The following is a 13833-nucleotide window of genomic DNA, read 5'->3' on the forward strand; positions in this document are numbered from 1 at the left end:
GTAGGATAGAAATAAAAGATATAAAATCATTATTATTCTATCTTGGGTTTATGACATTTGAAAAAGAAGGATTAAGGACATATTTAAAAATACCAAATTATTCAATGAAAAAAATATTCTCAGAATATTTCACAGAATACATAGAAGAAAGGCTAACAGAATATATAGACACAGATGAAATAGAAAATGCAATAATAACGATATTAGAAGACGGAGAAATAGAACCATTTGCAAAAGAAATAGAAAGCCTACTGAACAAAATGGACAACAGAATATTCATGGGATTAGATGAAAAATACATAAAAGCAATAATGTATAGTTATTTAGTATTAACGCCATATGCAATGGTAAAAATGGAATATCCAGTAGAAAATGGGTATATAGACATAGCAATGTTCAAAAGATATGAAGAAGTGCCATATGAAGCGATAATAGAAGTAAAATACATAAAACAAAAAGAATACACAGAAGAAAAATTAAAAATGAAAATAAAACAGGCAAAAGAACAAATAGAAAAATACAAGAAATCATATGCGTATTCACCCCTTACAAAATTTGGACAAAAAATAAGAAAGTGATATCATAAAATTTACGATGTCCAAAAAGTAAAGTCGCTCAAACAATACATCGTGTATTGTTTCGCGGCATTACATCCATGTAATTTTGACGGCTTCCATTCACCCTTAGATTTTTTTGGATAAAAAATCTAAGGGGAAAAGATTTATAATTATATAATAAAAATCTTTTATCCTATACCCGCGGTAGCGTGTAAGGGCAATCTTCGAGCCTTCATTTCATTTTAGACTTTTTAGACATGCTAATATTTTATAGAAAACAAAAATTTAAACAAATAGCCCAGCGTATCAGAGCAATAGCTCAAAAAATTTTTATAAAATCAAAATTATTTAAACCAATACCCGAAGTTATGGTTATGAATGTAGTTTCTATTTTTGTATATTTTGAAAAATTACCTGTCATGAAAAAAGATTAATAAAAATATCTCCAAGAAATATTTCAGGAGAAAGAAATACTCGTTGAATTTATTAACATGCATCAATATTGATAAAAATGCCGGAATTTCCAGCATTTTTATTATTTTACCTTTGATGGACTTTCAAAATCTGTTTTTATAAAATATATGTTTATTTTTATATAAAATTATATTTATTTAGAAGTTTTTTCTATATAATGTTCATAATTAAGATCTATATAATTAAATGATTTTTTTATCTTTTTCGCCCAATCTAATGTTATTGGATGTTCTATTCTTGATGATATCATTGTTTCCAAACCCAAACTTTCAGCAACTTTTAAATACTCAGAAGTTTTTAATAATCCCCCAAATTTTGTAATTTCAAATACCAATCCTGTAGAAATATCTTTTAATCTTATTATATCCTGAAGTGTTTTAAAGGATTCATCCCAAAAAACAGGATATTTCGTCAAAAGGTCTTTTACTGCAAATTCACTCCCGACAGGTATTTGAATCAATTTTAAAAACGGCATGTTCTATCCATTCTTTCTTTAAATATTTTAATATACTTCTTTCCTGCCAATAATATACGTCTCTTTTTCTATTCATAAATTCTCCTCCGTTTGTGTTCAAAAAAAATTTTTCTAATCAATTATATGTTATGATTATTATACCATAAATAAAATGAGGCTTTCGCCTCATTTTATTATTATTATATTAATTAAAATTCTGCTTTTGCAGATATGAATAAATAATAATTTTCAAAATCCATATCAAAATCATGCCCTATTTTAAGTTCTGCAAGAACATTACTATTAATAAATTCGACTCCAATTTTATAACCTAAATTATTTGAATTATCATAATACATATCTGTTAAAATATTTATATTTTCTAAAATTGGTAAATTTAGGCCACCTATTAAAAAATATGTATTTTCAGATATATTATAATTTCCGCTTATTTCTAAAAGTGATGTTATCTTTGAATAAAACTCTATATTCTTATTTACAAGAGTATAAATACCTTCGATATATAAATTATCATTAATAAAATCTGCTTTTAAATATTCCAAAGAATCTGAATATTTACCTTCAATACCAACATTCAAAGTTTCCGCTCTTATATATAAATTCATTGTAGTTTCATCAGTTGCAGGTAAATATCCTAAATAAATATATGTATTTTCAAAACCTACCTTTGCAGTAGTGAAATACTTTAATTCATTATTTTCAGAATAAATATCAACAACAACATCAGCTACTCTTAATTTAATACCACCATAAAATCCTGTTTTATTATATTCAATATTGGTTTCATAAAATTTCCATAAAGTATTAGCTGATGAATTATTGAATAATCCAAAAACAAATCTATTATTCTCCCATCTTACTTTTAATGACTCTAATCTAAATTGCCACGAACTGTTATCTGCGATCAAATTAGTTTCAAATTTCATACCTGATTTTTCAGGATTTATTTTTAAATTAAAAACATGACTTAAAGTTGGCGTTTTCAATGAATATGTGTCGGTATCTATCTTTGATTTTAAATCGAAGACATATGATCCACTTATAATACCAGATTCTTGTTTAGTTGCTTTTTTTATTTTTAACTCGCCATTTTCTAAAACTAATGAAAATGCACCATTTTTCCCACCAAACCCATCTGGTGCATAGTCTGGAGCTTCTGGATCTTCTTTCCAATCAGTTCCATTTATTACAAATTTATATTGATAGTCACCTGGTGAAAGTTTCAATGTTATCCTCCATATACCACCTTTTATTTTTTTCATTTGCAATGCTGTAGAATCCCAATTATTGAAACTACCAGCTAAATATACAGAAGAAGCTGTTAAATCCTTATACTCAAAAACTACAACACCTTTATACACATATACCTTAGAAAAAGACACTATTGATAATATAATTAAAAATGCTGTTAATAATACTTTTTTCATTAAACACACCTCCTAAAAGCCTGTTTTAACTGTTAAAGATAATTGTTTTTTAAACTCTTTTGACGCACCGAAATTTCCATCACCAATCCCTAATAATAATTCCATATTAGAAAAGCCTGTATATTTTGCTTCTAAATACATAGTTTTATATCTCTCTATTACTCCATATATATACATGCCTTTTCCAAATAGATTTAAATTCCCAAATGATTTTGATAATGTCCCATATAACACCTCGGAAAAACCTCCACCGTATACTGTTGAATTTTCTATATTTACATCTCTATTCCCAAAAATATAGGATATATCATAATAATAACCTAATAAATTCCCTTTTAAATTTGAAGAAAATGAGAAATCACCATATTTCTTGATATTAGTCCAATCATCTTCTATTCCTTTTTTATATACAGATAAATTCAACTTACCAAATAGTGGTAAATCAAATGGTAAGTTTATTGTCCATTCCAGATCGTTTAAATTATATTTATCATTCACAACAGGTATTCCTATGTAAAGATAATTATAGTTATTATAATTAAAATAACCTTTTAATTGACTTAGAGAAAAATTTTCAACAGAAATCTTGTTATTTTTAAAATAATAATCAAAATCAAAATTAATCCCTACTTTGTTTAAGGTTAACTCATTTCTAATATTATTATAAAAACTATCCGGCAGATATGTTTTATTAAAAGCCGGTGCTAAATATTTTAGAAATATTGCATTACTAATTCTACCTAAATTTACTCTATTACCCCAAAAAAGAAGATAATTATCTTCTAAATAAAACTTATCTTTATCATATGAATAACCAAATTCACCAAAAAATTGTGTTTTACCTAAATTTAAATTGTAATCATAAAACCTCCAGTTTATATAATTATATTTTGTGTAATATTCTTTCGAGTAAATAAAGCTATAATAAAAGTTTCCTAAAGGAATTCCTCTAATATGTGAAATAAAAAATGATGATGATCCTCCATCTTTTTTAAATAAAAAATTTTCTGTGTTTCCTATTGGAAGATCATATTTTAATACTAATCCATCGACCGCCCCTATTTTTTCATTATTAAACGCATTTATCCAATCAGTTGTATTAACACTTTTTTTCTTCCATAACGTTTTAAATAAGTTACTCCCGAATTTAAAATCAAATTCACCATCTGTAATATAATATTTATCATCATCACCTTTATTCAAATTTAAACTACCGGAAAAATCCGAACCGTCCGGTTTAATATACAAATCTAATTTTAACCCATTTTCATAAAACTGTGCGGGAGATGATTCCATGGTGTATGTCCATGAAGTTTCAAAATTTCCATTGATTTGTGTATTTGATAGTCCCATTATTGCTAATAGTAAAAAAATTAATACTATTATTTTTTTCATTGAGAATCACCAACCTTAATTTCTTCAATTTCCACATAACTAATTAGAGAATAAAATTTAATCTTAAATCCTGTCACATTATTTTTAAAAGTATATTTTTGATTTTGAGATGAATCAGAATATACTTCACCATTATATATCATTTGCCATGGCATCCAAGTTGTCGAAACAGGAATTTTATATTCTATATTATCTCCTTTGTTATATGAAGAATTAATAGTTATTTCAAAGTAATCACCCATATTATTCATTTGTTTTGGAGTCCAATTGTTAAAAGTACCTGCTGCGTACCAGTTCATATTTAATTTTGTATCATCTCCTACTCCTACGGCTTTTCCCGCTTCTAATTTATCCAGATTTAGATATACTGTAATCTGATTTTGAGTTACTGCTGATTTTAATATTGGAATAGAATCTGAAACAATATTACCGTCACTTTTTACATAATATACCTTATAATATCCAATATTAAACTTATTTCCATTATTATCAATTTCATTAAATATTATATTTGATGCATCGATAGTTGCTTTATATAATTTCAAATTTTCATCGTATGTAAATTTACTATTTTCTATCAATGTTTTATCATCTGTTTGTAACCAATTATTCCCGTCGTATCCTACATATATACCTTCAGGAACAGATAAATCAAGAACTTTCATTAAACAACCTGAAAATAAAAAAACAGAAAAAAATAACAGTATCAATACTTTTTTCAAAAACATCACCTCCATTTACTTTAAAAAAACCCACCCCAAATTTGAGGTGGGGATATTAATCATGAAATATTCTATTGTATTGTATATTCTACCATATTAATAATTGTTAAAGGTACATTCCAATCCCAATTTTCAGGATAAGGATTATTTGGAATTGTATCTGGTGACGAAGAACCATCTCCTCCTACTATTGTTCCAACAAATTTAAATTTGTCTCCTTTAGTCAAACCAAAATCAGATAATTTAATTTTAACTTCCATAACCGGATCAGCATTAATTTTTTGATCTATTTTTCCAGATATATCTGTTTTTGTTTCTGTCCCTTCGACAATCCACAGTTGCGGATCTCCATGTTCCCAAGCGGCTACAAAACCATGAATTGGTGTTCCATCTTGAGTTTGAATTGCTCGTGGCCAACTTCCGAAATTCATGTCTGTTGCTCCACCAGTAGCACCATCTACAGAAAAATATATAATAAAACCATTGCTTGAAGCTTTATATTTTGCTCCTATATATAAGTATTTATCATCATTTGCAACACCTATCCAATTTACGTCATTGTCTGATCCCCATTTGCTATCATCTGTAGCCTCATCAAGAACTGTCTTTGTTGCATAATCTGTCCAATCTGATAAATCCCCATCTATAATTATTTGTCCAGGTGCTGCTATATCATTTTCATCTCTCGGAACAACTTTTAATTGATCATAATTATACATTACAACTCCAGTAATATTATAAGTTATATCAGTACTGAATTCTGTTGTCGTATAATTTTTTACAACAATTGTTGCACCATTTGATTCAAAAGTAGCATTATTATATCCATCATCTATATTTTTACATACACCTTCAAATTTTACTAATTTTCCATAATAATCCCAATTGTCAGCTATTTCAACCCCGCTTATGTCTACGGGGATTATTTCTACATTTGATTTCAAAACAGTTACAGAAGCTGTATCGTTTAAATTATATTTATATACATTATTAATTGAATTTATGAAATGACTTACCGATCCTTCAACATATACTAAATCACCTATATTCAAATTAGCAATATTAGCAGGCTTGTATATTTCAATTCCTTTTGTCTCATCTTGAATAAATACATATGTGCTATATTTATAGTTCACAATACCAATAGAGGAAGCATCATGTGTTCCATTTACATCTATATCATTAACAACTTCGGAGATTGATTTAATTTCGTCTAAAGGTTCAACAATTAATTTTGAAAAATGTGGATCAAATTTTATTCTCGCTCCCATTGTATAATTTCCAGAGGTAAATGCTAAAGTATTTCCACCCGTTCCATAGTAATGATTTTCACTAAATATAAATGGTCCATTGTCCCAATTATTAACTCCTACACCAATTTTGAATTCAAGCGGATTTCCAGGTCCAAAAATTGTTTTTGTAGATTTTTCTGTTGTATAACTTCCATCTGTCATTTCAACAAAGTTCCACCCTGTTGGAATTCCAACAAAATATATTGGAGAAGCATCTTTTGTATTATCTCCCATTACTCCTGCTATTGTTTTATGATCAGTTGTTGTGTCTGCCGATGGATCAAAATAGAATATTACCTTATCCATATTTTTAACAACATTTGGATCTATTGGAACACTCGGATCAAACTCTCCAAATCCACCATATGCAATTGAACTATCCCCAGTTATTTGAACAACTTTCCACCACCATACTTTTTCATTATTAGTTGGTGCTGGAACATTATCTATTAAATCTGATCCAGCAATTTCTAATTTATATGTTCCATCGTTTTGCTGTGAAAATTTCCAGTCAGGAATTAAATCAAATTTAAATCCATCTTCACTATTAGAAAAATAAAGATAATAACCATCTTCTAATTTCGTTGGTTCTTCCGGTTTTGGGAAACATCCTACTAAAAATAAAGATAATAATACAACAATGCTAAAAAAAATAAAAATCTTTTTCATAACTTCCCCCTCCTGCTTTTTAGAATTTTCTGTTATATTTATATTGCAACTATATTATACAACTTTACTTTTAAGCAAGAAATGCGAAAAAAAGTTATTATATATAATTTTATTATATTATTTATAATTATTTAATATTAACAGCAAAATTCTTAAAAAAAATAAGGAATCCTTTGGATCCCTTACTTAGAAGTTTTTTCTATATAATGATTAAAATCAAGGTCTATATAATTGAAAGATTTTTTAATTTTATTCGCCCAATTTAATGTAATAGGATGTTCTATTCTTGACGAAATCATCGTTTCCAAACCTAAACTTTCAGCAACTTTCAAATACTCAGAAGTTTTTAATAATCCACCAAATTTTGTAATTTCAAATACTAATCCTGTAGAAATATTTTTTAATCTTATTATATCTTGAAGTGTTTTAAAGGATTCATCCCAAAAAACGGAGTATTTCGCCAAAAAGTCTTTTACTGCAAATTCACTCCCGACAGGTAATGGTTGTTCTATTGCTACTACGTCAAGGCCTTTAAATACATCAAGTATTTTTTTTACTTCGTAGTGGTTAAACATACCTTTAAAATCTATCCATATTTTGTATTTATCAATATTTGCTTTTAATATCTCTAATTCTTCTAAAGATATTTTTTCAATGAATTCAATTTTAATTATTAATGCATCTATTAATTCATCATAAATGGCATATCCCATATCATTATAAACATATAATTTTTTCATCTCTTCGTTTAAATCTTTTTTTGAAAAAAGTATTTTTGACAAATCTAAATTTTTAGAATTTAGGATATAATCAGCAATAGCAATTTCAACGGCTGTTTTTGATGACATATCAAATTTAACTATATTACTCATTACTTTTTCAAAGTCTGCATAATTGTTCAAATCTTCCCATTCTTCGGTTAATTTTCTCATCTTCTCAATTATAGCCATTGTTGTTTTGTATGTTTCACCAAAATCAGAATTTGGCGTTCCAGCACCTATACCAATTATTCCACTTGAATTTATTTTGAAAACCGCATGTTCTATCCATTCTTTCTTTAAATATTTTAATATACTTCTTTCCTGCCAATAATATACATCTCTTTTTCTATTCATGATATTCCTCCTGATTTTAAGTATTTATAATTTATAGTAATTAAAAAAATATTTAAGTATTTATACTTTTTTCTGATATAATAAATATATAATATTAAAATAAATATATGAGATATGGGGGTTAATATTATGACAAACAGGCATAAAATCATTTTCCCATTATTATTTATATCTATGTTATTGATAATAGGGATGGGATTGTTTTTTTCTATTAACTATTATAATATAAATTTAAGCAAAGCGCAAGACTATATTAAAAGTGAGAATTCTGTTGTTGCTACATTCATCGATGATTATTTTACAGAATTAATTCATTTTGCAGAAACATTTGCAAAAGATAAAGATTTTATCAATGCTGGATTTTCTAAAAAAAGCGAGGAGAAAGTTTTAGAAATATTGAAAAATTACAAGAATTCAAATAAAAATATCGCTTACATTTATACTGGTTATAAAAACAAAAAATTAGTTATTAACGATTGGGAAGTACCTGAAGAATATGATCCAACAATTAGACCATGGTATATTGAAGGTATTAAAAATCCTAAAAGTGTATATATCGGAACACCTTATAAAGAATATAAAACAAAAATATGGTTAATCTCTACAGGAAAAGCTTTAATTAACGAGAAAAATGAAGTAGTTGGTGTCTTATCTATAGATTGCTCTCTTAGTGATTTTGTAAACTTAATAAACTCCGAATTAAGTTACAAAACAGGACAAACTTTTGTTATTAATGACAAAGGAACTATAATTCTACACAAAAATATAGAAAATATAAACAAAAAATTTGAATATATTCATTTCGTCGGATCAAAAGGAATTATAAAAGATAATATTAATAATAAGAGCTATTACATAGCTTATACTAAATTAAATTCCTCTGGATGGTATATTGTTACTATGGTAGAGAAAGCTGAAGTCATGTCACCTATATATAAAGGCGTAATTTCTTATTCAATTATATCTATTTCTTTACTTTTATCTTTTGTTATATTACAAAGTATATTAATATCTAATTTCAGGTTAAAAAAGTTGGTTGAAGAAAGAACAAAAGAATTAGAACAAAAAAACAAAAGAATTATGGACAGCATTTTATATGCTAAAAATATTCAAAATTCTATATTACCATCTGAAAAAATTCTAAAAAACAAATTCAAAGATTTTTTTATACTATGGAAACCTTCAAATATTGTAGGTGGCGATTTTTATTGGTATAAAGAAAGAAATGATGGTTCATTCTATATTGCAGTAGTTGATTGTACTGGTCATGGGGTGCCTGGAGCTTTGATGACAATGACTGCAAATTCTATATTAAACAGAATTATAGACGATACAAATTTAGTTAGTCCTTCAGATATACTTCAAAAATTAAATATTTTATTTAAAAATGCTATTAACTCTTATAATAATGATTATAGATATGATGATGGAATGGAAATAGGACTTTGTTATATTTCGAATAACAAATTAACATATAGTGGTGCTGGTATATCTTTGTATTATACAAAAGATAATAAAACCATAAGAGTAAAAGGAGATAATAAGGGTATTGGATATAAAAGGTCTAAAACTGATTATATCTTTAGTGAACATATTATTGAAATTGAAAGTAACACGAATTTTTATATAACTTCTGATGGATATGAAGATCAAAATAATCCCGAAGGAAAAAGGTTAGGCAGAAAAAATTTTGTTAATTTATTAAATAACATTTATAAAGAGCCGATGGATAAACAGAAAGAAGAAATTGAAAAATTTCTGAAAAATTATATGAAAAATGAAGAACAAAGAGATGACATTACTGTTATAGGTTTCAAATTATAGGTGGTGATATTATTTATTTAAAAAAAGAATTTGAAATTATAAAAAAGGCTGAGAATACTTTAAAGAAAAATCCTTCTTATGATTCTTTAAAAATGGCTTATAAATTTTTGTTAGAAGAATATAAAAAGATTCTTGATGAATATTATAAATTAATTAGTATTGCAGATATTCAAGATAACTATCTTTTTGAGTTAAAGAAGAAGTTGGAAAGAAAAAATATTTATTTAAAAAATTTATCTGAAAAGGATAAATTAACTGGATTGTATAACAGATTAAAATTTGATGAAATTATTAACTATCAAATTGATTTGTATAAAAGAGAAGGAAGAAAATTTTCTTTAATTATGATGGATTTAGATAATTTTAAAGAAATTAATGATACTTTTGGTCATAATATAGGTGATAAAATTTTAATGGAATTTTCAAACATATTAAGAAAAAATTTGAGAAAAATCGACTTTGTTTTCAGATGGGGAGGAGACGAATTTTTAATAATCTTGCCTAATACTAACTTAAAATCTGCTATAAAAGTGGCTCATAAACTAAAAAAAATTATTTTATTAGATAAAAATTTAAAAAACATAACCGCAAGTATTGGATTAACTGTTTATAATGGAGAAAACATCGACGAAACAATAAATATAGCTGATACTGCATTATATAATTCAAAAAATTCTGGAAGAAATAAAATATTTTTCTATCAAAGGGGGGAGTTTTTTGAATCCGAAAAACATTCTTGAAATTAAAGATCAAATTCGAAAAAATAATATTATTATGAGTTTTATAGGGCCATTTTCTCAAGGTATAATAGAAGAAATTGGAAGAGCATTGAGGGAATATATAAAAAATGATAAAAATCATAACACATCTTCTAACAATATTTTTTCTGTATTTATTGAACAAAGTCAAAACATTAAAAACTATGAACGAATTTTATCTAAAAAAGAAATCAATCATGTATTTTTAGAATCAATAATATTAATTGGAAAAAACGAACAAAACTATTTTATCAGTTCTGGAAATATAGTAAAAAAAGAGGATATACAAAATCTTAAAGAGCGTATAGATGAGATAAATTCTTTAAGTAAAGATGAAATTAAGTTATTATATAAAAAACGATTAAGAGAAAATTTTAAAAGCAAAACCGGCGGCGCTGGCTTGGGATTTCTTGAAATGGCTAAAAGGGCTTCAAATAAATTTGAATATGATTTTATTAAACTAGATAATAATTATTATTATTTTATTCTAATAATAACGGTTTAAATAGGAGGTATTAAAATGGAAAAATTAATTATTAAACCAACTAAATCTACACCAGAAATAATATTTGATCCTGAAAAAAACATCTTATCTATTAAAGGTGAATCATATCCAGAAAATTCCTTTGATTTTTATAATCCTATATTTGAATGGTTAGAAAATTATATAAATAATTTAGATACTGAAACAGAAGTTATTTTTAATTTTGATATTAGTTATTTAAATACCAGTAGCACAAAATCAATTATGTTTATATTAGATATTTTAGAAGAAGCTTATAACAAGAATAAAAATGTGAAAATTAATTGGTATTATGATGAAGATAATGAATTTTCTTATGAAATAGCGGAAAATTTCATGGAAGATTTAACCATACCCTTTACACTAATAAAAAAATAGTGAGATTATTCTCCCAAAGAGGTGTTTTAATGGACAGCATCTTTTCAAATGAATATAAGAAATTAGAAAATCATAAAAATTTTTTAAAAAATAATAGTTTTTCTGTGGAGAATTTAATTGATAAATATGAATGTTTGATCAAAGATTATGAGCACTTATTGAGTCAAACAAAAAAGATTTCTAAGATAAGCGATATTAATCATATGATTTTAATAGAAATGAAAAAAAGATTAAGATTATTATTGGATAATTCGGATGAAGGATTTTTAATGTTTGGAAAAGATTTCTTGATTCATAATGAATATAGCAAGGAATGTTTAAATATTTTTGAAACAGAAGATATTTCAAAAAGAAATATTTTAGAATTATTATATAATACAGATTATGAAATTGAAAAAAAAATATTATCACATATTTTTGAAAATGATGAAAAGGATGATGTATATTTAGAATTATTGCCAAGTGAAGTTAAGATAAATAATAAAATATTAAAAGTAAAATATAAGATTATTTATTTAGACTCTGTAAAAAGGGTTATGTGCATAATACAAGACATTACGGAAAAAAAAGAATTAGAAGAAAAAATAGAAAATGAAAAAAATAATACGAAAATGTTATTAAATGTTGTAATGAATAGAGATATTATAAAAAAGAATATAGAGGATTATATTAGATATGTTACAAAACAGGTATATAATGATATATCTGTATATTCAATTCAAGATTTTATTATGAATTTTTATAAAAATATACATACTTATAAAGGGTTGTTTCTGCAATGGCACTTTATAAAAACCGGAAAAAAATTAGATAAACTTGAAAACGAATTAGATTTATTAAAAAAATCAAACATAGAAGATAAAAATAAAGTAATAACCTTTATAAAAGACAGAAAGCTAAAAACTTTTCTAAATGAAGAATTGAATTTTATCAATAGTGTTTTAGGAAAAGATTTTCTAAAAAACGAAATGATCTGGATAGATAAAAATAAAATAATAAATTTGGAAAAATATATTGAAAATATTTTACCAGAAAAATATTCTCAATTAATATTGGTAGAAATAAAAAAACTTTATTTCAAAGATATAAAAGATGTGTTAGATGTATATAAAAAGTATACCTTTGAATTAGCAGAGAAATTTGAAAAAAAGATTAATTCGTTTGAAATCGATTCTAACTTGTTTATAGATATTGAAAATTATTATGACTTTATAAAGTCATTAATTCATATATTTAGAAATATTGTCATACATGGCATAGAAAGACCAGAGGAAAGACTTATTTTAAATAAAACACCAGGTGGTAATATTAAATGTAAAGTATATGAGAAAGAAAATATTATTCATATTATAATATCAGATGATGGAAAAGGAATTAAAAATATAGATAAAATATTCGAATATGGCTATACATCAAAATATGAATCAAATATATACGCTGGTAAAGGAATTGGGTTATATTCCGTAAAAAATGAAGTTGAAATTTTAAAAGGTAAAATTTCCGTTTATTCCGAACCAAATAAAGGTACAACTTTTAACATCGCAATTCCCAGGAGGTAACTATGTCAAAAATATTGATTATTGAAGATAATATAAATATTAGAAATGTTTTAAAAAAGTATTTAAAAGAATTAGGACATGAAATTGTTGGAGAATTTGATGATATATTCGGTATTGTCAACAAATGCCAAAAACTAAAACCAGATATTATAACCCTAGATTTGTACTTAAAAAATACCGATGGAATAAACGCTATAAAACTTTTAAAAAAAACATACCCTAATTTAAAAATAATTGTTATAAGCGTTTCTAATAAAAAAACAGAAATATTTAAAGCATTGAATTATGGAGCTGATTATTTTATAATTAAACCAGTAGATAAAGAAAAATTAAAGAAAGCTTTCGAGAAAATTCAAATATCTCAAAGCAAAATTTCTAAAATTAGGAGATTGTATAAAAGAGAAGAAGAAAATATTTTGGACGTAAAAAATTTTAATAGTACTCTAACAATTTATATAAAAAAACCATTAAATGGCAAAACCATAGAAAAAATTAATAAAGTTGTAGATGGATTATTAATAATTAAACCTTTAAAAATTGTATTTAGCTATTTTGATGAAGATGAAAGCGTAGGAAAAATAGAGAAATCATTAAATGATATTATAATAAAAATTAGAAATCATGGTGGAATTGTAGAAATTGAAAAATAGTTGAAGGGAGCACAA

13 protein-coding genes are annotated in these 13833 nt (G+C 25.3%); 8 read left to right on the forward strand and 5 right to left on the reverse strand.

All coding sequences use genetic code 11. The features are described from left to right. Together XO12_RS08405 and XO12_RS08410 are read left to right on the forward strand one after the other, a co-directional pair. The coding region (locus XO12_RS08405; protein WP_175420112.1) for a PD-(D/E)XK nuclease domain-containing protein at positions 1-578 on the forward strand (578 nt) is incomplete at its 5' end. Positions 579-814: 236 nt separating this feature from the next. Next, the gene (locus tag XO12_RS08410; RefSeq protein ID WP_156166148.1) at positions 815-991 is read left to right on the forward strand and encodes a hypothetical protein; all 177 of its coding nucleotides are present in this window, start codon (positions 815-817) and stop codon (positions 989-991) included. Between the two features lie 173 nt (positions 992-1164). Here the strand turns inward: XO12_RS08410 and XO12_RS08415 are convergent, their stop codons facing one another. The 5 genes from XO12_RS08415 to XO12_RS08440 all read right to left on the reverse strand — a co-directional run bounded on the left by XO12_RS08415 (position 1165) and on the right by XO12_RS08440 (position 8126). Then, complete coding sequence (locus XO12_RS08415) at positions 1165-1446, reverse strand: hypothetical protein (protein WP_175420113.1); 282 nt, start codon at positions 1444-1446, stop codon at positions 1165-1167. Positions 1447-1694: 248 nt separating this feature from the next. Beyond that, positions 1695-2933 (reverse strand): isoamylase early set domain-containing protein, encoded by a 1239-nt coding sequence (locus XO12_RS08420; RefSeq protein ID WP_175420114.1) that lies wholly within the window; start codon positions 2931-2933, stop codon positions 1695-1697. Positions 2934-2945: 12 nt separating this feature from the next. Continuing rightward, the gene (locus XO12_RS08425; RefSeq protein WP_175420115.1) at positions 2946-4328 is read right to left on the reverse strand and encodes a hypothetical protein; all 1383 of its coding nucleotides are present in this window, start codon (positions 4326-4328) and stop codon (positions 2946-2948) included. Further along, on the reverse strand, positions 4325-5050 hold the full coding sequence (locus XO12_RS08430) for a hypothetical protein (protein ID WP_175420116.1): 726 nt from the start codon (positions 5048-5050) through the stop codon (positions 4325-4327). Before XO12_RS08430 ends, XO12_RS08425 begins: the two co-directional genes overlap by 4 nt. A gap of 2143 nt (positions 5051-7193) precedes the next feature. Then, the gene (locus tag XO12_RS08440) at positions 7194-8126 is read right to left on the reverse strand and encodes an enolase C-terminal domain-like protein (RefSeq protein ID WP_175420118.1); all 933 of its coding nucleotides are present in this window, start codon (positions 8124-8126) and stop codon (positions 7194-7196) included. A gap of 129 nt (positions 8127-8255) precedes the next feature. On the opposite strand from XO12_RS08440, the gene XO12_RS08445 reads away from it, so the two are divergent. From XO12_RS08445 to XO12_RS08470, 6 genes are all read left to right on the forward strand, one after another. Then, positions 8256-9950, forward strand: a complete 1695-nt coding sequence (locus XO12_RS08445) for a cache domain-containing protein (protein ID WP_047265888.1) — start codon at positions 8256-8258, stop codon at positions 9948-9950. A gap of 92 nt (positions 9951-10042) precedes the next feature. After that, a complete protein-coding gene (locus XO12_RS08450; protein WP_175420119.1) occupies positions 10043-10690 on the forward strand; it encodes a GGDEF domain-containing protein in 648 nt (215 codons plus the stop codon). Then, complete coding sequence (locus XO12_RS08455) at positions 10668-11213, forward strand: SiaB family protein kinase (RefSeq protein WP_047265886.1); 546 nt, start codon at positions 10668-10670, stop codon at positions 11211-11213. The genes XO12_RS08450 and XO12_RS08455 overlap by 23 nt, the downstream gene beginning before the upstream one ends. A 15-nt stretch (positions 11214-11228) precedes the next feature. Further along, entirely contained in the window at positions 11229-11609 is a 381-nt protein-coding gene (locus XO12_RS08460; RefSeq protein WP_047265885.1) for a DUF1987 domain-containing protein, read from the forward strand. Between the two features lie 29 nt (positions 11610-11638). Beyond that, positions 11639-13168: an ATP-binding protein gene (locus XO12_RS08465; protein ID WP_175420120.1), complete on the forward strand. Its 1530-nt coding sequence runs from the start codon at positions 11639-11641 to the stop codon at positions 13166-13168. 2 nt (positions 13169-13170) lie between these two features. Then, positions 13171-13818, forward strand: a complete 648-nt coding sequence (locus XO12_RS08470; protein ID WP_175420121.1) for a response regulator transcription factor — start codon at positions 13171-13173, stop codon at positions 13816-13818. The last annotated feature ends 15 nt before the right edge of the window (positions 13819-13833 follow it).

The sequence above is a fragment of the Marinitoga sp. 1154 genome, assembly GCF_013363285.1.
GTDB lineage: Bacteria > Thermotogota > Thermotogae > Petrotogales > Petrotogaceae > Marinitoga.

Excerpts from the sequence above, each read along its gene's own strand:
- XO12_RS08410 (WP_156166148.1), top strand. The coding sequence starts at position 815 with ATGCTAATATTTTATAGAAAACAAAAATTTAAACAAATAGCCCAGCGT.
- XO12_RS08420 (WP_175420114.1), bottom strand. The coding sequence starts at position 2,933 with ATGAAAAAAGTATTATTAACAGCATTTTTAATTATATTATCAATAGTG.
- XO12_RS08425 (WP_175420115.1), bottom strand. The coding sequence starts at position 4,328 with ATGAAAAAAATAATAGTATTAATTTTTTTACTATTAGCAATAATGGGA.
- XO12_RS08440 (WP_175420118.1), bottom strand. The coding sequence starts at position 8,126 with ATGAATAGAAAAAGAGATGTATATTATTGGCAGGAAAGAAGTATATTA.
- XO12_RS08445 (WP_047265888.1), top strand. The coding sequence starts at position 8,256 with ATGACAAACAGGCATAAAATCATTTTCCCATTATTATTTATATCTATG.
- XO12_RS08450 (WP_175420119.1), top strand. The coding sequence starts at position 10,043 with ATGGCTTATAAATTTTTGTTAGAAGAATATAAAAAGATTCTTGATGAA.
- XO12_RS08460 (WP_047265885.1), top strand. The coding sequence starts at position 11,229 with ATGGAAAAATTAATTATTAAACCAACTAAATCTACACCAGAAATAATA.
- XO12_RS08465 (WP_175420120.1), top strand. The coding sequence starts at position 11,639 with ATGGACAGCATCTTTTCAAATGAATATAAGAAATTAGAAAATCATAAA.
- XO12_RS08470 (WP_175420121.1), top strand. The coding sequence starts at position 13,171 with ATGTCAAAAATATTGATTATTGAAGATAATATAAATATTAGAAATGTT.